21 protein-coding genes and 2 pseudogenes are annotated in these 20,086 nt (G+C 41.4%); 15 read left to right on the plus strand and 8 right to left on the minus strand.

The window, feature by feature from the left end:
- The 5 genes and pseudogenes from X919_RS15305 to X919_RS15310 all read right to left on the minus strand — a co-directional run.
- The coding region (locus tag X919_RS15305; protein WP_253270133.1) for a relaxase/mobilization nuclease domain-containing protein at positions 1-909 on the minus strand (909 nt) is incomplete at its 3' end.
- Positions 893-1,324: a plasmid mobilization protein gene (locus X919_RS0110690; protein ID WP_028900095.1), complete on the minus strand. Its 432-nt coding sequence runs from the start codon at positions 1,322-1,324 to the stop codon at positions 893-895. The genes X919_RS15305 and X919_RS0110690, both read right to left, overlap by 17 nt.
- Before the next feature lie 392 nt (positions 1,325-1,716).
- Positions 1,717-2,205 (minus strand): DUF3408 domain-containing protein, encoded by a 489-nt coding sequence (locus X919_RS0110695; RefSeq protein ID WP_028900096.1) that lies wholly within the window; start codon positions 2,203-2,205, stop codon positions 1,717-1,719.
- A 4-nt stretch (positions 2,206-2,209) separates the two neighbouring features.
- Positions 2,210-3,190, minus strand: coding sequence for a toprim domain-containing protein (locus X919_RS0110700; RefSeq protein WP_028900097.1), 981 nt, complete (start codon positions 3,188-3,190; stop codon positions 2,210-2,212).
- A gap of 207 nt (positions 3,191-3,397) precedes the next feature.
- Positions 3,398-4,812 (minus strand): annotated as a pseudogene (locus tag X919_RS15310) (VapE domain-containing protein).
- Between the two features lie 412 nt (positions 4,813-5,224).
- On the opposite strand from X919_RS15310, the gene X919_RS0110710 reads away from it, so the two are divergent.
- The 12 genes from X919_RS0110710 (at position 5,225) to X919_RS0110765 (ending at position 14,283) form a co-directional block, all read left to right on the plus strand.
- Positions 5,225-5,515, plus strand: coding sequence for a helix-turn-helix domain-containing protein (locus tag X919_RS0110710; RefSeq protein ID WP_028900098.1), 291 nt, complete (start codon positions 5,225-5,227; stop codon positions 5,513-5,515).
- Positions 5,512-5,805: a helix-turn-helix domain-containing protein gene (locus X919_RS0110715; RefSeq protein WP_028900099.1), complete on the plus strand. Its 294-nt coding sequence runs from the start codon at positions 5,512-5,514 to the stop codon at positions 5,803-5,805. Before X919_RS0110710 ends, X919_RS0110715 begins: the two co-directional genes overlap by 4 nt.
- Before the next feature lie 272 nt (positions 5,806-6,077).
- Positions 6,078-7,094, plus strand: a complete 1,017-nt coding sequence (locus tag X919_RS0110720; protein WP_028900100.1) for an SIR2 family protein — start codon at positions 6,078-6,080, stop codon at positions 7,092-7,094.
- Positions 7,095-7,099: 5 nt separating this feature from the next.
- Positions 7,100-8,848, plus strand: coding sequence for an ATP-binding protein (locus tag X919_RS0110725; protein WP_028900101.1), 1,749 nt, complete (start codon positions 7,100-7,102; stop codon positions 8,846-8,848).
- 105 nt (positions 8,849-8,953) lie between these two features.
- Positions 8,954-9,838, plus strand: coding sequence for a DNA damage-inducible protein D (gene dinD, locus X919_RS0110730; RefSeq protein ID WP_028900102.1), 885 nt, complete (start codon positions 8,954-8,956; stop codon positions 9,836-9,838).
- On the plus strand, positions 9,831-10,331 hold the full coding sequence (locus X919_RS0110735) for a hypothetical protein (RefSeq protein ID WP_028900103.1): 501 nt from the start codon (positions 9,831-9,833) through the stop codon (positions 10,329-10,331). The genes dinD and X919_RS0110735 overlap by 8 nt, the downstream gene beginning before the upstream one ends.
- Entirely contained in the window at positions 10,331-10,945 is a 615-nt protein-coding gene (locus X919_RS0110740; protein WP_028900104.1) for a DNA alkylation repair protein, read from the plus strand. Before X919_RS0110735 ends, X919_RS0110740 begins: the two co-directional genes overlap by 1 nt.
- An 8-nt stretch (positions 10,946-10,953) precedes the next feature.
- Entirely contained in the window at positions 10,954-11,754 is an 801-nt protein-coding gene (locus X919_RS0110745; protein WP_028900105.1) for a DUF3781 domain-containing protein, read from the plus strand.
- Between the two features lie 8 nt (positions 11,755-11,762).
- Positions 11,763-12,296 (plus strand): ClbS/DfsB family four-helix bundle protein, encoded by a 534-nt coding sequence (locus X919_RS0110750; RefSeq protein WP_028900106.1) that lies wholly within the window; start codon positions 11,763-11,765, stop codon positions 12,294-12,296.
- Positions 12,297-12,356: 60 nt separating this feature from the next.
- On the plus strand, positions 12,357-12,908 hold the full coding sequence (locus X919_RS0110755; protein WP_028900107.1) for a GNAT family N-acetyltransferase: 552 nt from the start codon (positions 12,357-12,359) through the stop codon (positions 12,906-12,908).
- A gap of 25 nt (positions 12,909-12,933) precedes the next feature.
- Positions 12,934-13,467, plus strand: coding sequence for an HXXEE domain-containing protein (locus X919_RS0110760; RefSeq protein ID WP_028900108.1), 534 nt, complete (start codon positions 12,934-12,936; stop codon positions 13,465-13,467).
- A gap of 21 nt (positions 13,468-13,488) precedes the next feature.
- Complete coding sequence (locus X919_RS0110765) at positions 13,489-14,283, plus strand: class I SAM-dependent methyltransferase (protein ID WP_036917900.1); 795 nt, start codon at positions 13,489-13,491, stop codon at positions 14,281-14,283.
- A gap of 139 nt (positions 14,284-14,422) precedes the next feature.
- Here X919_RS0110765 and X919_RS15315 read toward each other — a convergent pair.
- From X919_RS15315 to X919_RS0110780, 3 genes and pseudogenes are all read right to left on the minus strand, one after another.
- Positions 14,423-14,823: pseudogene (locus X919_RS15315) on the minus strand (hypothetical protein).
- Positions 14,820-16,070 carry a site-specific integrase gene (locus X919_RS0110775; protein ID WP_028900110.1) on the minus strand — a complete coding sequence of 417 codons (1,251 nt, stop codon included), beginning with the start codon at positions 16,068-16,070 and terminating at the stop codon, positions 14,820-14,822. The pseudogene X919_RS15315 and the gene X919_RS0110775 overlap by 4 nt, the downstream one beginning before the upstream one ends.
- 61 nt (positions 16,071-16,131) lie before the next feature.
- Positions 16,132-17,361, minus strand: a complete 1,230-nt coding sequence (locus tag X919_RS0110780; RefSeq protein WP_028900111.1) for a site-specific integrase — start codon at positions 17,359-17,361, stop codon at positions 16,132-16,134.
- A 545-nt stretch (positions 17,362-17,906) separates the two neighbouring features.
- Between X919_RS0110780 and X919_RS0110785 the strand changes: the two genes are divergently transcribed.
- From X919_RS0110785 to X919_RS0110795, 3 genes are read left to right on the plus strand one after another with little or no spacing between them, the layout of a single operon-like run.
- The gene (locus X919_RS0110785) at positions 17,907-18,131 is read left to right on the plus strand and encodes a hypothetical protein (RefSeq protein WP_216592160.1); all 225 of its coding nucleotides are present in this window, start codon (positions 17,907-17,909) and stop codon (positions 18,129-18,131) included.
- Positions 18,132-18,178: 47 nt separating this feature from the next.
- Positions 18,179-19,492 (plus strand): RHS repeat-associated core domain-containing protein, encoded by a 1,314-nt coding sequence (locus tag X919_RS15705; protein WP_051502511.1) that lies wholly within the window; start codon positions 18,179-18,181, stop codon positions 19,490-19,492.
- A gap of 14 nt (positions 19,493-19,506) precedes the next feature.
- Positions 19,507-20,064, plus strand: a complete 558-nt coding sequence (locus X919_RS0110795; RefSeq protein ID WP_028900113.1) for a hypothetical protein — start codon at positions 19,507-19,509, stop codon at positions 20,062-20,064.
- Positions 20,065-20,086: the final 22 nt, after the last annotated feature.

Raw genomic sequence — 20,086 nt, forward strand, 5'->3', positions numbered from 1 at the left:
TTGTGCTATAGATGAATTTTCATTTGCTTTGGTAGGCGGTATGTACGAACGGCTGGGAGGAACAAGTTGATAGCCTGTATCCGGTTGAGTTTTATTCTTTGCGATCTCGTGCGTCATTATGGAAGCTTTTGTTGTCGTCTCCTTTAATTCGGCTTTATTGTATGATTCAAAGTTCTTTTGCAAGGAACGGTAACCGAATTCCCTGCCGATTTCAGATGCCTTGAACGATTGTCCTGCATATGAGAACTTCAAGCCATATACCTTGCCCTGCTTGTTTTTCAAGCGTTCAATGGTTACACCACTCTTGCTAAGGTCGTAGAGGAACATGGAGTGCCCAGTGATGCCTGTGCCTTTGTACCTATCAAGTAAAGCATAGCATATCTTCTGTACTTGCTGCTTCATTTGTTCTCTTGTCGGATTGGCTTTTGCCTTTTGGTGTGTCCTTTCCGCCTTGACTTCCTTTGCGATGGTCATACCATACTTGCGGCTGAGTTCCTCTGCAACCCTTGCTGCCCTGTTGCTCACAAAGGTGGTGTCATACACTTCTCCGTACAGGCTGATGCGATTGGCAATAATATGGATGTGCATATTATCGGTGTCCTTGTGTGTTACTGCCACCCATTGATGGTTGGCAAGTCCCATGCGTATTGCAAAGTTTGACGCAAGGTTACGGACGGATGCAAGACTCAATCTTTTCTCATCTTGTGGTGCTATGCCGATTTCGATACGCAGGAACTTGTTTCTACACCGTGTATTGTAATCGCTGACCATCTTCATTTCCTCGTAAATCTCCTTTGGCGTAGTGCCGCAGAGATTGTGAAAGAGAAGCGTTTTACCGAGTTTCCCCTCCCTGAAAATATACTCCAGTGCATTGCTGCCATGCGCGATAGCCTTACATTTTCCTATCATTCTCCATCAGATTTAAGAGTTTAATTACCCTTTCCTCAATACGGTATTTGGGATTAAAGAAACGTTTAAAAGCTTCCCTTGCCAGATAGGAAAGGCTTTGGGTAATCAGTACCCACGCATCATCCTTTACCTTGATAAGGTTGGAAATATGCATAAAGAAGTAGGCTGTTCGTCTCAACACCTCTATGGCTTCCTTTTCATTGTCCGTCATCTTGGGAACAGAAACGACCTCTCCACTAAGAAGCATCTCACGGCAGTAATCGGAGAACTTCCGCCCTGCGCTTTCCGCTTTTGATTTGATACGTTGCTTTTCCTCTAAGGTGCATCTTATCTTGATGAACTCCGTCTTGTTCATCCGCAGTTCTTCCTTCTCCTGTTGCTGCCATCGGGCAGTCTTGCTGTTGTATCTGTTCATATAAAAGTCCTCTTTTCTTTGTTTTCAATCTTGCTTAATTCCTGAACACTGACCGATGAGAACGGAGTGATTACGGTCTAATCTCCCCGACAGTCTCACAAGGGGAGCAAGCGCAGTTTGTGGGTACAAACTGACGTCTTGCAATGTCAGTGATAAGACCATTTACGCACGAGGCGTTTTGCAGCCGAAAAGTGAATGCCGTGCATTCTGTGTTTAACTGTGTTCGTGGTGTTCTCATCGTTCAGATGTCTGCTTGCTAAAAATATGATGTCATATTTGCCAAAATATGACGTCTCATTTACGAGAATATGACATCATATTTTAATGCGATAGTAGGATTAGAGCGGGAAATAAATCTTTTGAAATTCATCCCTCGCCCCCCCTCCTGCGGTTTATAACCTCCTCCATTTCTCTATGTCCTCACCGTACTCCTCCAGATGGAGGCGCACGATGTTCTCCACGAAACTTGAGAGGTTGCTGCGCCTGTCACCCAACCTGCGGACGACGAAGTCGGCACGTTCCTGTGTCTCCCTGCTCAGATAAACCGCCTTTCGGTCGTTCAATTTGGACGGAACAAGGAACGCCTGTTTGTAGGCTTCGAGCGTTCCCCGTCTCATCTTGGCACTGATGCGCCGTTGAATGGTTGCATTCTCTGTGTGCAGTGTAGGTTCGGATGGCTCGGAAGCTATTACTTCTCGGCAATCTGTTTCCTTTGATGGCGCTTTTTCCTGTGGTTGTTCTTCCACCTCGTCTTCTGTATCTCCCAAGTAGTATGTAAGACTTCTCCTTTCTGTTCTTTCATTACTTTCCTGTCTGTTCATGTTGAACGCTTCTTTTATGGATTGGTCTATCTCCTCTCTACTTGCTTTCATCTTTTTCATTGCTCTATCGTATTTTTAGTTTGACTTGTTTGGGTTTATTGTTTGTTTTTGGAGCTTTCTCCAGCTTTTTCTGTTGCTCACGAACACGGCTGACATGATACTCGTTGAGGTCTTTGAAGTCTTTGTAATATCGGGATATATCTTCTACCTTAAAACCTGCCTTTATCAGCTCCTGTGTTGCTCTCCGCCCCGCGTCGTCGTTATCAAGGAAAATACGGATAGAAGATACTTGCTGGTTGTTCAGGTAGCTGATACTTCTTCCAATGTTGCTCACAGAGTTTATCACAAGGCAGCGGTTATTCACTTCTTCTTTCATTGAAAGGAAAGAGAGAAAGTCCATAAACCCCTCGAACAGACAGACGGGCTGAGCCTTGTTCTCAAATATCGGAGTGATGTCCTTTGGGGCAATCGTTCCTTTGAACATATTGTCGTCCCGAAGTTCATAACCGCCCGAGAGGTTGACAAAACCGATGGCTTCGTATCTTCTTCCCCTTACCTCATAGCTGATGGATTTGAGAAAGGGCAATGCCTTTTCCAAGTTGATGCAGCGTTCATTTACAAGGTACTCCTGTAAATGTGGCGGCAAGGTGTCTGATACTTCTATCAGTCTCCTTGTCCCATTGGCCATTTTCTCTTTTAGCGGTTTGATACTGCCATTGCTGCTGTATGCCTTCTCCTTTGAGGGTTCGGCATAGTTGCACGCTGTATCAAAGGAAGTGGTCTGCCCCAAACGGCAGATGGCTTCCGAGAGCGTGCAGTTCTCCAATCGCATACAGAGGTCGATGATGCTTCCACCTCTGCCTTCGGCATAGTCTATCCAGAGGTTCTTCTCTGTGTCCACCTTGAAACTCGGATGTGTTTCATCCCTGAGCGGTGAGCGGTACAGCGCATAGGTCGGTGTTCTGCGTACAGGCTTGATGCCTTTCCTTTCAAGATACGCCACGATGGGGTATCGCTTGATAAGTGATAAATCTTCTTCTTTCATTGTCATAAACTTTAAATGGTTGGATAATTCTTATTTGAATAATAATGGTTGGTTTGAATGATATTTGAATGCCGTTTGAATGAAATCCTCTTTTCTAAAGTTTTCCCCTCCAAACTTTTTCATCTTTCTTCTTACTACATACTATTTTAATATAAGTAATTGATAATCAGCAACAGTTAGTAGTATGTGGAGATACTACCCATTCTACTACATTTGGCTACTACAAGTTTGAATGAGTGGACATGGCAAGATTTTTCTAATCTTGTAGACATAGATGGGATTCCCACCGTTTCTTCGCTTACTCACCTTTATATATCCTGCTTTCTTCAAGCTTCGCCCATATGTTTGGCAACAAGTGGCTGGTGGGTATAAATACCCAAATAGGCGAGTATCTCCGTAGTGGTCATTAACAAATAGTTCTCGTCCTCCGTTGGCTTCTCAAAACAACGCAGCAAGAGTTCCATCTCCGTTGTCTGTACTTGGAAGTCCTCGCTTTCCCTGTACAGTTCGGCTATCTCATCATCGTCAAACCAATAGCGAAAACCTGATTTGAGCAAGGCTTTGGCTTCTGCATAGACACTATCCATTGAGATAGCCTTTGCCCTGTTGATGTCAATAGACAAGACCTCAAAGGGCAAAAAACGTCTGCTGCCTGTCGGGTCTGTAAGGAAGTCGTTGCCATTCACCGATGCCACGAAGCTCGCCAAGTGAGGATGTTCCTCCACATATTTGTCATAGGGCATGCGATATTTGACCATCGGACAGGTGATGAGGTTTTTCAGTTCGTTTTCGTCCCGTTTGTTGAGGGCTTTGAGCTGGTCGTCAATGTTTACGATAAGGTTCTGCCCGATATAGGTAAGTGTGTCCTTCTCCTGCGGATATATCTTTCCTGTATAACTGTAACCATGCAGTGCCGGCGGACAGAGTAAGTCAAGGAAGGTCGTCTTGAACTTACCCTGTTCGCCTGTCAGTACAAGGCAGGTGTGGTTGTGGCACTCACGGTCATCCATTGCGTTGGCTACCACTGCCACAAGCCATTTGGTGAGATACGGCAGCCACTTTTGGGAGTTGCGCACGGCAACACAGCTTGCCAAATCGGGAATAGCTTTCAATGAAAGGGAAGCAGGACCATAACCATCTTCACTACCGCCTATATCCATTGATGGCAACCTTTTGAAATACTCCTGTATGGGGTTGATGCGTGGAGAGAAACTGCTCTCGATGATGGAATAGAGATTATCGGAAGATGTGATAATCCCGATGTCGTTGTCTATCTCCCTACGGAGCGTGTTGATTTCATACCGACCGACCTTTACAAAATCGCTGTTAGACTTGCTGTGATATTCAGTTCTTCCCAATACCGTGTTGTATCTGAACTCATAGTGTGTAGAGAGGTAGGCTTCTATCTCTGCATTCTTGGACGAGCTACCCCTGCGATTGTGATTTTGCCTGTCCTTTATATTGCCTGCATCTGCTTCTCTTTTCATTATTTCCTTGAATTGGTTTCCAAGAGTGAAGTTAGGGTGAGAATGCGTAACTTCCAAGCATTCAGAGGCTTCTTGCATAATGTTGCGTCCGTCTGCTGCGAAATTCTTAGGGAAGCAAGCAGAAAAGAAGAGCATTTATTGCCTCATTAAGCAAAAATCGGGAGGTAAGAAGAAAAGGTTGGCTGAAATATCAATGTCGTTGTTTGCTTTCAGATGTAGTATTTTGCCTTGATTATCTTATTATCCTCATTTGTGTAATGGAGAGAATAGCAATCTGTCTCTTTTGTCCCTGCCATAGCGCCACAAGCTGCCAGTTGAATGAAAAGTGATGGAATAAGAAATGTCCTATCTTAATTTTGCAATGAAAGAAAAAAGACGGGGCAGGAAAACGCAAATGCGAACCGATGGAACGGATTGCTCTTTTCCCTATTGTTCCCGACACTTCCCTACTGTCCCCTACTGCTTTGAGAGACGTACATACGCCATTATCTTTGCAGATGTAAACAGGAAGAACCAGAAACAACAAACAATAAAACAAGATAAGATTATGAACTATTACGTCATTACAGAAAGCAATTGGGCAAAGCTGCGAGATGAAATCTTGAGCCTTGCAGAATGTTGCCACCAAGCATTCGGAGAAAAGAGCAAACACACCGATTGGCTACACAACGGAGATGTGTGCAAGCTGCTGAACATCAGCAAGCGCACCTTGCAGCATTATCGTGATACGGGTGTGCTTCCATTTACGCAAATCGGACACAAGTGCTATTACAAGCGCGAGGATGTGAAAGCACTGCTTCTTATGAAGTCGAACAAACCTAAAAACAAAATGATATGATGGAAACAGCAAGAGACTTGAACATGGAGACGGACGAGATGCAGCTGGTTGTCTCGGCGCTAAGAGGTGTGAAAAAAAGAATTTTGGAAGTGGCAGAAACGCACAAGCCGCTATTTGCTGGAGAACTTTTCCTCACGGGTAAAGAAGTGTGCGAGCGGCTGTACATCAGTCCCCGTACCTTGCAGGACTATCGCGACCGAAAGGTTATCCCCTACACGCAGATTGCAGGCAAGATACTCTATAAGGCTTCGGATTTGGAAAAGATGTTGGAGGAGAATTACAAGGATTAGAAAATAATCGTATTCTCTTAGCAGAAAGTTCTGATATTATGCCGATTTCATAGCGGAAATCCGTACCTTTGCAATATTACTAACCCTTTAATTCTAAGCAATATGATAAAGTATGTAATTCAGGCGAAAAAGAATCCGCTGAAGAAGAATGAAGTAAAGTATTAATTGTCCTATAAGACTTTTTGAGAAGTCCTATAAGACAATTTTGAGAGGAATATGGAGAATGGGTATATGATTTTAAAATCATCTACAAAGATATAAAGAGAACCGATATGGATTTTGATGCATTATTAAAACAACTTCAGGATTGGACAAACAAAGTTCCATTACTCGTATTAGGTAGTGGTGCTTCTGTTATGTTTGGACTGCCTTCAATGTGGAAACTTGGCGAACACTTGAAAAACACATTAACTTTTAAAGATGATGCGGATCAAAGACAATTTGAAGCATTTAAGAAAAGTCTTGAAGAGAAAAAAGATTTAGAGAAAACATTATTGAAAATACAGCTCAATGATACTGTCCTAAAATCTGTACTCAAGGCAACTTGGGAATTGATTTCTAAAACAGACCTGGAAGCATACAAACAATTTATTTTGAATGGGGAGAATATGCCATTGGCAGTATTGATGAGGCATTTACTTTCAACAACCAACAGAAAGCTTTCCATAATTACTACCAATTATGATCGTATTGCAGAATATAGTGCAAGTATTGCAAAAGCTTTTATTTGTACAGGATATGCTCACAACTACATTGGACATTTTTCAGACATCATTCATACGAATGCCTTGGCAAATGTAAGAGGATATGACGGACAAATTAATATATGGAAAGTTCATGGGTCATTAGACTGGTTTGAAATACCAAATAAAGGAAATATTCATTTACCTTTGTGTAAAAATATTCCACAAGGTTATAAACCATTGATTGTAACTCCAGGACTGAGCAAGTATGCAGAAACACATAAAGAACCATATAGAACCATTTTCGCACAAGCAGATATAGAAATTCAAAACGCAAATGGTTTTTTGTGTATTGGTTATGGTTTCAATGATGAACACGTTCAGCCAAAACTCATTCAACAGATCAAATCAAAACCAATAATTGTAATCACAAGAGAATTAACACCCAAAACCAAAGAGGCAATCATTTATGGCGAGTGTAAGAATTACATACTAATGGAAGAGAGCGGTGGCAACCATACAAAAATATATTCTTCAAGTCAGGGAGAACAGATTGTTGAAAATAGCTATTGGCAGCTTTCAGAGTACATTAAACTAATAAAATAGAAAATATGGCAATTTTTAGTTTCGAAGAAAACACTTCAATTGGAACAGTTTTCAGTGTTGATACAGCAACGCTTATCGTAAAAGTTGAAGAACTTGATAAGTTAAGAAAGTTACAAGTTAATCATTTAGTAGCAATTCAAAGTTCAAAGGCAGGCCAACACTTAATTGGAATTATAAATCGTATAACCCGTAAGGTTGCTGATGATGAACAACTAGTAGGTGAAGATTTAGGGTTGAATAATTTTCTTTTTACAGAAAATATTCTGAAAGTGAATTTAATTGGGACTTTATTGAATAAGTACGGAGAAAAAGAAAATGTTTTTAAAAGAACGCTTGATACTGTTCCCGAAATTGAGGCCAAATGCTTCGCTATTGACGGAGAGAACATTACAAGATTTATGCAAACTATTTCCACAAAGGAGAATTACGAAATCCCGCTTTCAATTGGAAAGTATTCCATAGATGAAAATGCAGAAGCATTTTTGGATGGAGATAAACTTTTCCAACGGCACGCAGTTATTGTGGGAAGTACAGGTTCGGGAAAATCGTGGTGTGTTGCCAAAATTATTGAGCAGATAGCTAAATTACCAATGGCAAATTCTATTTTGTTTGATATCCACGGAGAATATAGCGGAGAGGACTTTAAGACAGACGGAATACAGCATTTCAGAATTGCCAAGCCTTCTGACTTAGGGAAAAAAGGTAACCTTACAAAGGGCGTTTTAATGCTGCCTTATTGGTTATTGACTTACGAAGAGATGTTAGCAATGTTGCTTGACCGTAGTGACAGCAATGCTCCCAATCAAGCAATGCTATTTTCTAAGGCTGTATTTACAGAAAAACAAAAGTATCTTGATGAAGTGAAAGATACGACTTTCAAAGATAGTATTACTATCGATAGCCCCATTCCTTATAAATTAGAAAAGGTGCTTCAAGAATTGAAACGCCTTGATGAAGAAATGGTGCCTGGAGCAGCAGGAAAAGAAAAGCAAGGTCCTTTCTTTGGAAAGTTGACAAGATTTATTCAACGACTTGAGGCGAAGAAAGATGATAAACGTATCGGCTTTCTTTTCCAAGTTTCAGATGATGAATTACAAATAGAGTGGTTAAATGAATTTTGTAGTGCTTTAATGCTTGGTTCAGAGGTTAATCGTAAAAAGGCAGGTGTAAAAATCATAGATTTCTCAGAAGTACCATCAGATGTCTTACCGCTAGTAATTGGATTGGTTGCAAGAATCATTTTCACCGTTCAACAATGGACAACAAAAGAGAACCAACATCCAATTTGCCTACTTTGTGATGAAGCTCATTTGTACATTCCTGAAAGAACCAATCAAGATGCAGCTTCCGAATTAAGTTTGAAAAGCTTTGAAAGAATTGCGAAAGAAGGCAGAAAATATGGTGTTAGTTTAGTCGTGATAAGTCAAAGACCAGCAGAGGTTAATAGAACTGTTTTGAGTCAATGTAACAACTTTATTTCGTTGCGGCTTTCTAATGCAGAAGACCAAACCGTAATCAAAAGACTTTTACCTGATAATCTGGTAGGATTAACGGAGGTTCTTCCAATTTTAGATATTGGTGAAGCATTGATCGTGGGAGATGCGTCATTGTTGCCAACAAGGATCTTAATTTCAGAACCTAAAATAAAGCCCGATAGTGCGACAGTAAAATTTTGGAAAGAGTGGAGTAATAAGGATGCTAAACAAGATATTACAAATGCTGTAATTGGACTTCGTAAACAATCCAAGTTATGATTATCCTTGTACAGTTTGAAGAACATGTGACCATAGAATTTCGGCTATCAACTAGACCCGAAAAGAACGGATACGGGTGAAGAATAGATTTATAAATAAAAGACAATGGACAAAAGTATCATTCTACAATATAAATCATCGTTTGACAGCATCGCCCGATACATTGAAAGCGACGATGCCAAAGAACAAATAGAAGTGTGGTTTGCCCGCGAACTGCAAGCGATATTGGGTTATGCGCGCTGGGAGAACTTTCTCGTTGCTATACGCCGAGCAGTAGATTCGTGTAAATCGCAGGGAATCAGCATAGATGATCATTTTCGTGAGGCCACGAAAATGATCGAAATCGGTAAAGGTGGAAAACGAGAGGTATCTGACTTCATGCTAACTCGCTATGCCTGCTACCTTATCGCTCAAAACGGTGATCCCAAGAAAGAAGAAATCGCTTTCGCCCAAAGCTATTTTGCCGTACAAACACGAAAGGCAGAATTGATAGAAGAGCGACTAAACCTGCTATCTCGCTTAGAGACCCGCGATAAACTAAGAACAGCAGAAAAACAATTGTCGCAGAATATATATCAACGAGGTATTGATGACAAAGGGTTCGGGCGTATACGTTCTAAAGGCGATACTGCACTTTTCGGAGGGCACACCACCGAAGATATGAAAAACCGTTTGGGTGTGAAATCCAACAGACCGTTGGCAGACTTCCTGCCCACCCTTACCATAGCAGCCAAGAACCTTGCTACGGAAATGACCAACTATAACGTAGAAAACAAAGACCTATATGGAGAACAGCCCATTACTCGGGAACACATACAGAACAACCAAAGTGTGCGCGATATGTTGGGGAAGCGTGGTATCAAACCTGAAGAGCTTCCACCGGCAGAAGATATAAAGAAACTGCAACGCAAGGTTGCCCGAGACGAGAAAAAGCTCGAACAAACTTCACAAAAACTTCCGAAAAACAAGGAATATGAAAGTAATGAATGAATTTATCACTGCTTTGTGTTGCAACACACTAAGCGAGAGAATATCTGAAGAATACGAATTTTGGGGTAGCCTGATAGGTGAATGGAATATTATGTGGAACGACCATTTTGAGGATACCGAACCAAGACGAGTGAAGGGTGAATGGATATTCTCCCGAATTCTGGACGGTACTGCTGTACAAGACCTCTTTATCGTCCCATCCCGTACGGAACGTTTACGAGATAAACAGCCCGATGCCGAATATGGAACGATGCTTCGCATTTTTAATCCCAAGACTATGTCGTGGGATATTTTCTACGGTTGTATGGGCGAAGCTATCCGATTGACTGCTCGTAAGGTTGGCGAAGAAATTATCCTGACCGAAAACACGACAAAGAAGATGAGATATGTATTCTCCGAAATAAAATCTTCCTCTTTTATGTGGAGAAAAGAGCAAAAGAACGAGAACAATGAATGGTTAACTGTAGCGAAAGTAACGGCAGAGAGAAAATAATGGAAATAAGTAACATACTCAATCGAATACTGCAAATAGAGCATGGCTTTCAGCACATCATTGATGGGGCTGATGAAATTCTTTCAGTAGGCTCTAACGAACGATGCTTTGAACTTGCACTCGAACTGTTCAAGAACAAAGCCTATCAAATCCGTATGTTGGCTACGGCAATATTGGGGCGGCTAGCTACGGAAAACAACAATGCTCTCAGTTTTCTCAAAGAGGAGGTGAGTACTGACGGAAATTGGCGTGTGCAGGAAATGCTTGCAAAGGCTTTTGATGAGGTCTGCAAACACAGAGGATATGAAACGTCCTTGCCACTCATCGAAGAGTGGATAAATGACGATAATCCGAATGTTATCCATGCTGTAACAGAAGGGTTGAGGATTTGGACAAGTCGTCCATTCTTCAAAGAAAACCCTTCAATTGCCATTGCTCTAATCGCTAAGCGTAAGGCGCACGAGAGCGAATATCTTAGGAAATCCGTAGGAAATGCTTTGAAGGATATAAGCAAGAAACATTGTGAATTGATACGAGCCGAAGTACTGCAATGGGATTTATCCGATTCACGCGTTCTGTTTACGTATAAACTTGCAACTAAGTTGTTGAAATAAAGATTGCAATGAATAAAGCGATTCTCTTTGTATTTTCTGGGCTACCAGCAGTAGGAAAATCCACGCTTGCAAAGTCTGTTGTAAAGTATTTCGAAGCGGTTTACCTACGCATTGATACCATTGAACAAGGTTTGAAAGACTTATGCCATATCGATGTTGAGGGGGAAGGCTATCGGTTGGCATATCGTATGGCAGCCGACAATCTGCAATTAGGCAACAATGTAGTGGCTGATTGCTGCAACCCTATTGAACTGACAAGGCGAGAATGGGAAGATGTTGCTGTCAATAACAACTGCCGTTTCGTAAACATTGAGGTTGTTTGTTCGGATAAAACAGAACACAAAGAGCGTGCAAAACAGAGAAATGCAGAAGTAGCAAATATGAAACTCCCTGTGTGGAACGACATAGAAAACCGAGAATATCACGAGTGGCACAAAAGCCGCATCATCATTGACACAGCAGGAAAGACCATTAAACAATGCCAAACCGAACTAAAAGAAAAGGTTGCCGATAGTCTTTCGCAAAAAGGAGATGGTCAAGAATATGAAAGCATAGACGATTCGCTGAAAGCAACCATCATAGAAAAGCTCTGTTATACAAAATTTGTGTATGACAGAATAAACCGAAAGCTCGGACTTCATCTATTGCCACAAGAAATAGAAAGTTTTATTTCAGATATTATCAGGCGTACAGACACGAGTCATTTCCTGAGAAAAGGAAAGAACTATTATATAACTAATGATACGGAACATATACGTATCACCGTTAACTCTTGTACATTCAGAGTTATTTCAACTGATAAAATATAAAAAAAACAATGGCACGAGCAACAACAAAAGTGGATTTAATAACATCTGCTAATAGACAATTTGAGAAGATGTGGAAGCTCATAGACAGTATGAGCGAAGAGCTACAGACAGCAACCTTTGCAGAAAAAATGGCTGCAATGGGCAAAGAAGCACATTGGAGCAGGGACAAAAATCTGCGCGATGTACTTGTTCATCTGTATGAATGGCATCAGTTGTTACTGAATTGGATAAACTCCAATCGTGAGGGAGAATGCAAATCTTTTCTTCCTGAGCCTTATAATTGGAAAACATATCCAGTAATGAACGTGGAGTTTTGGAAGAAACATCAAAACACATCACTATCAGATGCAAAGGCAATGTTAAAAGAAAGCCATCAACAAGTAATGGAATTGATTGCAACTTTCTCTGACAACGAACTCTTTAACAAGGGCATATTCGATTGGACGGGCACCTCTACGCTTGGTTCTTATAGTGTTTCAGCAACTTCAAGCCATTATGATTGGGCGATAAAGAAAATAAAAGTACATATTAAAACACAATAAACAAACAATAGAAATCTTATAATAAGGCTAATAAAGAAACGTGGAAAATAAGAAAAAAGTATGGAACTACAAACAAAACGCCTGCTATTGAGAGCATGGAAAGAAAGCGATGCTGAAGCATTATACAAGTATGCACAGAATCCAAACGTTGGTCCGATTGCTGGTTGGACACCGCATACAAGCGTAGAGAACAGTCGTGAAATTATAAAAACAGTACTCTCTGCCCCTGAAACCTATGCAGTTGTGTTGAAAGAAACTGGCGAAGCTGTCGGCAGCGTTGGGATAATGACCGCAAGAAGTGAAATCCACAGTGCAAAAATGGCAGACAATGAGTGTGAAATAGGTTATTGGATTGGTGAACCCTATTGGGGACAAGGCTTGATACCTGAAGCCGTAAACGAATTGCTTCGGTATGCTTTTGAGAACTTACGGCAAACTACGGTTTGGTGTGGGTACTACGACGGAAACAAGAAATCGAAACGAGCACAAGAGAAATGCGGATTCGTTTACAGCCATACAGAAGACAACAAACCTGTTCCATTGCTGAACGAAGTTCGCACAGAGCATTTTACCAAAATCACTTTAGAGGATTGGAAAAAACAACATCGGTAATTTGAAGTAAATAACAAGGGAAGTTATGGCAAGAATAAACTTAATAATGATACTTCTTCCTTTCGTGTTTATGATTCACGAATACGAGGAAATTATTATGTTTAGACATTGGATAGACAGGAATAGGGAAGAATTGAGAAAACGATTCCCTAAAATCGAATCGTTCTTTACCCGACGAGGAGTTTTCGATTATTCCACTTCCACCTTTGCTGTTGGTACTGCTCACGAGTTCATACTTATTTCTGTTGTTTCGTTTTGCTCCGTTTGGACAGGTGAATATCAATGGTGGTTTGCTGCATTGACAGGGTATTCCGTTCACCTTTTAATGCATATCGTGCAGTGGATTGTATATCGAAAATATGTGCCCGTTATCATTACAAGCCTCCTGACATTACCTTACTGCATCTATTCTTTTGCTGAATTCTCAAAAACAACAGTTCTATCCTTCTCGCAAATGGTTCTATGGGCAGCCATTGGCATTGTTCTTACCATACTAAGCTTGTTTTCTGCATTCTTCTTTATGGATAGATTTCAACGTTGGGAAAAAGGTAATAAATAACAAATCAATAAGAAATAAATAATGGAAGATTATTATAAAATAAACAAAGAAACATGGAATGCAAGAACAGAAATTCATCTGCATTCCTCATTTTATGATTTGAATAAATTCAAAAGAGAAGTAAAGTCTGTTCCCGACTTGGATTTATCTTTACTGGGAGACGTTCGAGAGAAGTCTATCTTGCATCTTCAATGCCATTTCGGAATGGATACACTTTCCTTATCAAAGTTAGGAGCTAACGTTGTTGGGGTAGATTTCTCGGAAGAAGCTATACAAACGGCAAAGTCTTTAAACGAGGAATTAGGACTGAATGCGCAATTCTGCTGCTGCAACATCTACGATGCACCTACCGTATTGCAAGGGCAACAGTTTGACATTGTATATACGTCTTATGGTGTTGTCAATTGGTTGCCCGACTTAATCCAATGGGGACAGGTGATTTCACAAATGCTGAAAGACGGAGGGAAGTTCGTTATTGTGGAATTTCACCCCGTATTGTGGATGTTCGATGAAAACTTTTCTCAAGTCCGATATGCTTATTCACGCAAAGAGCCTTACATAGTGGAAGAAGCCACTTATACAGATTCAGAAACCAATAATCGGCAAAAGACCATTACATGGAACCACGGACTGGCTGAAGTTATTAATGGCTTGCTCTGTAACGGCTTGCAGATACAGTCTTTTGGAGAGTATGATTATTCGCCCTTCAATCTGTTTGGAAATATGATTGCCGAAAAGAACGGAACGTTCAAAATAGCAGGAAAGAACGGCGAAATACCGATGCTGTTTTCCGTTGTTGCTGTGAAAAACCTGTAAGAAGATGGTAGCGTGTAGTTAGACTGTAGTAATAGCGATTTCTACTTCCTGACTACACGCTTAACCTTTTTCTTTCACCGTATTTCCTCTCTTTGTAGTTATGTAGTAAGAGAATATCGGTGAAAGAGAAAGAACAGTGTCAACTATCCGTCTTGTCGATTAAGAATATCGGTGTTATGATATTTGCCGGGCGGTGTATTTCCCTGCAAATGTACTTTCTGAACAAATGGGCTTCCGTGCTGTCCAACTGAAAGGACAGGGCAATGATGATTGGAAGCGGGTAAAGCGGTGCATAGCCTTTGGTCGTCCGTTCACGAAAACTTCTTCCTCACCTGCGTCCCTTTCGTCAGGGTGCAGATAAGATGTTTTCAGAAGCAGTTGCAGGTGATAATTGAGTTTCTTCCACGTTACACCGAAGAACCCCACGAGTTCACTCTCCGTCATGGCTATATCGCCATTTCTTTTGCGGACAATTTGCATCTTATCGCCCCATTCGAAATAACTGCGGTCTCTTTTTGCTTGATGGCGATTGACGTTCATATCGCTTCCTCCTTTTGATATTTCCTAATCAGTCTATCCATATCCTCCGAAATCTTATTATCGGTTATCTGTGCATAGATTTGTGTGCTGGCGATAGAGGCGTGCCCCATCATCTTGGCAATACTCTCTATGGGAATACCGGCACTCAGACTCATCGTGCCGAACGTATGTCGCGCCATATGGTAGGATAACCGCTCTCTAATGCCGCAAGCTTTGCCCACAATGCTTAGCTTTGCACTCATCACACTCCGACTGCAATCACAGGGAAAGACAAGGCTGTCTGTCCTTGTTTCAGTTTCACCTTTTTCTTTCACCGATTGAATTCCTCCGTTTCTTTCTTGTTCGGCCTTGCAATGTTTGATAATGACTTCGGCTATCGGATGCAGGGGCACGACAAACTCTACTCTTGTCTTCTGTCGTTCCTTACGGATATATTTCTGTCCGTCCGCTGCCGTTTGGATATGCCCATATTGCAGGTGTTCCATGTCGGCAACAGCCAAGCCTGTAAAGCAAGCGAAGATGAACATCAGTCTTGCCTGTTCCGCCTCCTTGTCGTTTACTTTCAAAGCCATGAGTTTGGCCACATCGTTCTTTTGCAGAAAGCGTATCTTCTGTTCCGTTTTCTCGTACTTGGTATTCTCAAAGGGATTGCAACGAATGAGCCTTTGGCTGACCGCACGGTACATCAACCTACTTAGCCAGCAAAGATAGCGGTTGATGGTTGCAGCTGCCAACCTTTGCTTTTTAAGAAAGAAACGATATTCTTCAAACAAATCTTCCGTAATGACAGTAATGGGTATATCCTCGTTTCCTCTGTCCTTGACAAACTCAGTGAGCATCTTGTCAGAGTAATATAGGTTCTGATAAGTTCCCTCCGTCTTTGACTTCCCCAAGCACTCTTTGACGGATTGCAGTTCCGCCTTGCTCATGGCAAGCATCGTTGTCGGATTTGTGGCAATACCTTGCAAACGGTTCTTGATAAGTTCCACGCTGACCACTCCGTCCCTCGTCAATAAATCCCGATAAGTCTTTTCTACAAGCTCTCTGAGCTCTGTTAACTTTTTGTTTTTTCTTTTGTCGGTAGTCTGTCCTTGTTTGGGGTTCCACTCTGCCGGCAGGCATTCCTCTCCTGTGGTTATGGCGGAACTCTTCCCATCTATGGTAATACGGCAGAGAATGGTAGTCCTTCCGTCTGACTTTGTCTTCTGTCTGTTGATATAGAACAGTATCTTGAATGTACTTCTCATTGTCTTGATGGTTTTGTATGTATATCTTTTATTGAAAATGATGTTGAATGAAAGCAATTGGTCAAATCACCAACTGCAAATCTTCTGTGAAAGAAAGGAAGCGAGCGAACTCCTCAAAGAGTTTTTGCGGTGTCACCTTTGCATAGCGTTCGGTCATACTTACATTCGTATGTCCGAGCATCTTACTCACCGTTTCAATCGGTACGCCTTGTTCAAGCGTGATGAGCGTGGCAAAGGTGTGCCTTGCCGTATGCGTGGTAAAGGAAAACGGGATACCTGCCCGAAGCCGTAGGGCTTTCAGGCAAGATTGATAGGTAGGATATTTGATGAATGGGAGCAATGTTTCCCTTTCATCGCTGTGCATTTTCTCGATTAGTCGGATGGCTTCGGGCAATAATTTGATGCGACAAAGCACCCCCGTCTTCTGCCGATTGAACTTCAGCCATAAATTTCCCTCGTCATCACGGACAAGATAAGATTTGCTTAGTTCCATCAAATCGCAATACGCAGCACCGGTATAACAGGCAAAGAGAAAAATATCCCTTGCCGTTTCCATTTCCTCCTCCAAATCATCAAAGCGGAGAACCTTTAACTTCTCCAAGGCTTCCCTGTTGAGTGCCTTCGGCGTTTTCTTATCTCCTCTTTCTATGTGGGCTTTGTCAAACATCAGCGTATCGGCTATTCCCTCACGGTAAGCCAACCTGCAAACCGTTTTCAAATGTGATGCCACTGCGAAGAAAGAACTTTCTTGGAAGCCACATACCCCCAAGTAGTATTGGCGGAACTCATATATGAAGTTCTCGGTCAATTGGGAGAACGCCATGTCTGAAACATTATACTTCTTCAAAATAAACTCCTGTAATCGTTTTCGAGTGGAATAATAGGCGGACATAGACCCTTTCTTGATGTCTATACCGATATGACTTTCTTTCTCCTTGATGAGCATATCCAATCTTTCGATAAGCATACATCTTGCCTGCACGCTGCCTTGAAACTGCTCCTTTACATCGGTTGCATCAAATGGGCAACCTTTGGTAATCAATAATTGGTAAGCCGATTGAATGGAAAGTAACAAATTCTCCAACTTTCCGTTAATCTCCACTGCCTCACGACTCTTACCGTTCATCCTGCTCTCACGGGGATTCCACAAATCGGGATTACAAGATAGTTTACAACTAAATTGGGTAATGGAACGCCCAATGGTTATTCGTCCCATAATCGGAGCCTTGCCCGACTTGTCCAAACTGCTCTTTTTAAGGTAGAGCAACACCTTCATCTTTTCTGTTTTCATACGCTTTAATATTTGTGGGTAAAGTTACCCGAATTAAAGCGTTCCTCACTTATGCAGAAAACTGCCGGCTACAGCAACAGCCACACGAGCGAAAATAATTCAGTTACCGAATGCTGCACCATCGTTACCTACATCAAAACAAGGTAACACTCTGGCAACTGAACTTCTGCCTAAATCTGCATATTTCTGCCCTTTACAAATAGAGCAGTATTATGCTGATTTATGTATTTCCTCCTCATTATCAGTTAGTTTGCGCCAACTCCTATACTTCTTCATTTTCATTGATTAGTTACGGTGTAAAATGCACCATATTACGGCGTAATATGGATGAGATTATTTTGCAAAAGCGGTGAAATAATTCCCGGTAGGCTGATTATTTCTCCCTATCATCTATCCATTACGCCATTCTTCTAAACTTTTTCTCTAAAATATTTTGAGTGAACAAGAAAAAGTATTAAATTCATCATTGTTAACAAAAATCATTGAATTAACGAACTATTGACGTTATGATGTATTCTAACCTAAAGTGTATTGCACTTGCCATTATGCTTTTTATGACGCTCTCCTCATTCGGACAGCGACAGATTAAATATGGATATGATGGCGCAGGCAACCGTATTAAACGTATGGGGTTTGTAGATAGTATTCCAAAATATGCGCAATCATCACCATTATCACCCTCACCAAGCCTCATCATAGCGGGAGAAAAGAACCCTAACATCCTCGTTTCTACCGATATTACAGGAACAAGCATACAGCTGAAATCGTAAATAAGATCAAGAAACATTACGGGGAATATAGATGAAGATGCAAAAAAGTGTTTGAAGCAAGCTATGATGCGTGGGGTAAACAAACCATTAAACTTAACAAGATTGGTTTACAACGCGGCTATACGGGGCATGAAATGTTGAACGATTTCGACATTATCAACATGAATGGTCGCCTCTATGACCCAGTACTTGGCCGTTTCCTTAGTCCCGATAACTTTGTGCAAATGCCCGACAACGCACAGCGTTACAACCGCTACAGTTATTGTTTGAATAACCCATTGAAGTATACCGATCCATCAGGTGAAGCCTTTGTCATTGATGATGCAACTATCGCCTTTACCATCTTTAGTGTGGCAAGCAGCATGATGCAGGCTGCAGCTACAGGTGGAAACGTTTGGAAAGCAGGTGCGTTTAGCTTGCTGTCATCAGCCGCAAGCTGGGGCATAGGAGGATTGTTCAGCAATGCTACTACGACATTTGGGAATGAATTACTGCGCGCAGGTGCTCATGGTTTAGCCTCAGGTGTGCTCTCCGCTTTAGATAATGGTAGCTTCACAAGTAGCTTTATTGCCGGTGCAGTAGCATCGGGCATAGGGTCTTATGCCAAAGGTATCAAATTAGATAACTCTATTATGATTGCCTCAACCACTGCTATGGGCAGTGTCGTTGCATGGGCAACCGGTGGTGACTTCCTGCAAGGAGCCATGCAAGGGCTGATGATAGGCACATTGAATCATTCCATGCATGGAGATGAGGGAAGTCAACCTGTGAGTGTTTCTGTTGTAACCCATGAAGACGGAACTTATGAAGTTATCGTTGTTGGCGGGCGCCCTGCTTCAAAATTTGGAGTGTTAACGGTTGCTGCTGGTGTAAACACGGTCATAGATGGTATAGGAACATCATTGAAAAAGAATGCAGGAAACTCCACGATTGGTAGCAATGGTCGATTCTATTGGCATGCAGCTAATCAGCAAGGCTTTTATGGTAACCAGTATGTTAGAACAATTCGGTTATCAAAAGCAGGAAGTTCAATTACAAAATGGACGGGGCGAATCGGAGGTTCGATAAATATATATCAAATAGGCTTCGGTGCCTATACAGACTATCAAGACTATACGAACTATGGCTATACGAATGGCTATAATACTATTAGAGCTACAGCAGATGTTGCAAGCGGATGGGCTGGTGCAGCAGCTGGGGGAGCTCTAGGTATGAAAGCAGGTGCAGCTATTGGCATTTGTTTTGGAGGAGGTGGAATTTTCCCTGGTGCTATAATCGGCGGTGCAATCGGTAGTGTTGCAGGTTCTTTCAGTGCAAGTTGGATAGGAACAGGCGCTGTGGATGGCTTATATGGAAGATAAACGTTTTATATGGTATGAATAGAAGTAGGTTTGCATATTTTTTAAATGCAGTACATTACTGTATATGGTTAAATGATATAAAGTTTGGAGACTTTATAGGGCGCATTGTTGATATAGTATTATCACCCATTCCCAAGCTCTTTTTTACAAAAAAATATAGAAAGAAATACGAAAGCCGCTTGCCACAGGCACAAAAAATAATGAATAAGTTTTACTATGATAAAGAAGTGGGCTACCATATCGGTTGGGCAAATCATTGGTTTGGATATTTTTATTCAGGATATCCCGTAGTTTTGTCATTTATCCTGTCGGGTATTGTTTTCCGCTATTGGGGAATGGTTAATAAGATTATAATTTTGTGTATTATAGGTATTCCCATACTTATATGTTATATTCCAGCCTATAAAGCCGTATTTTCAAATGATATTTACCTGAAATATTTCAAAGAATTTGAGAAAGAGGATGAACAATGGCATAAAAAATGGAAACGAAGAACATGGCTATTTTGTATAGGAGGGTGCCTCATGACAATAGTGGGTATCGCTTGCATGTGGGTAGTACTATTAATGTAAAGCCTTCGAAAATAACCTTTAA

This window comes from Prevotella sp. HJM029 (assembly GCF_000599605.1).
Classification (GTDB): Bacteria; Bacteroidota; Bacteroidia; order Bacteroidales; family Bacteroidaceae; genus Prevotella.

Bases quoted from the DNA above. Each gene is read 5' to 3' on its own strand.
- X919_RS0110765 (WP_036917900.1), top strand. From the start codon at position 13,489: ATGGAAGATTATTATAAAATAAACAAAGAAACATGGAATGCAAGAACA.
- dinD (WP_028900102.1), top strand. From the start codon at position 8,954: ATGGACAAAAGTATCATTCTACAATATAAATCATCGTTTGACAGCATC.
- X919_RS0110715 (WP_028900099.1), top strand. From the start codon at position 5,512: ATGATGGAAACAGCAAGAGACTTGAACATGGAGACGGACGAGATGCAG.
- X919_RS0110725 (WP_028900101.1), top strand. From the start codon at position 7,100: ATGGCAATTTTTAGTTTCGAAGAAAACACTTCAATTGGAACAGTTTTC.
- X919_RS0110775 (WP_028900110.1), bottom strand. From the start codon at position 16,070: ATGAGAAGTACATTCAAGATACTGTTCTATATCAACAGACAGAAGACA.
- X919_RS0110720 (WP_028900100.1), top strand. From the start codon at position 6,078: ATGGATTTTGATGCATTATTAAAACAACTTCAGGATTGGACAAACAAA.
- X919_RS0110755 (WP_028900107.1), top strand. From the start codon at position 12,357: ATGGAACTACAAACAAAACGCCTGCTATTGAGAGCATGGAAAGAAAGC.
- X919_RS0110760 (WP_028900108.1), top strand. From the start codon at position 12,934: ATGGCAAGAATAAACTTAATAATGATACTTCTTCCTTTCGTGTTTATG.
- X919_RS0110700 (WP_028900097.1), bottom strand. From the start codon at position 3,190: ATGAAAGAAGAAGATTTATCACTTATCAAGCGATACCCCATCGTGGCG.
- X919_RS0110750 (WP_028900106.1), top strand. From the start codon at position 11,763: ATGGCACGAGCAACAACAAAAGTGGATTTAATAACATCTGCTAATAGA.
- X919_RS0110745 (WP_028900105.1), top strand. From the start codon at position 10,954: ATGAATAAAGCGATTCTCTTTGTATTTTCTGGGCTACCAGCAGTAGGA.
- X919_RS0110795 (WP_028900113.1), top strand. From the start codon at position 19,507: ATGAATAGAAGTAGGTTTGCATATTTTTTAAATGCAGTACATTACTGT.
- X919_RS0110695 (WP_028900096.1), bottom strand. From the start codon at position 2,205: ATGAAAAAGATGAAAGCAAGTAGAGAGGAGATAGACCAATCCATAAAA.
- X919_RS0110710 (WP_028900098.1), top strand. From the start codon at position 5,225: ATGAACTATTACGTCATTACAGAAAGCAATTGGGCAAAGCTGCGAGAT.
- X919_RS0110780 (WP_028900111.1), bottom strand. From the start codon at position 17,361: ATGAAAACAGAAAAGATGAAGGTGTTGCTCTACCTTAAAAAGAGCAGT.
- X919_RS0110785 (WP_216592160.1), top strand. From the start codon at position 17,907: ATGCTTTTTATGACGCTCTCCTCATTCGGACAGCGACAGATTAAATAT.
- X919_RS0110690 (WP_028900095.1), bottom strand. From the start codon at position 1,324: ATGAACAGATACAACAGCAAGACTGCCCGATGGCAGCAACAGGAGAAG.
- X919_RS0110740 (WP_028900104.1), top strand. From the start codon at position 10,331: ATGGAAATAAGTAACATACTCAATCGAATACTGCAAATAGAGCATGGC.
- X919_RS0110735 (WP_028900103.1), top strand. From the start codon at position 9,831: ATGAATGAATTTATCACTGCTTTGTGTTGCAACACACTAAGCGAGAGA.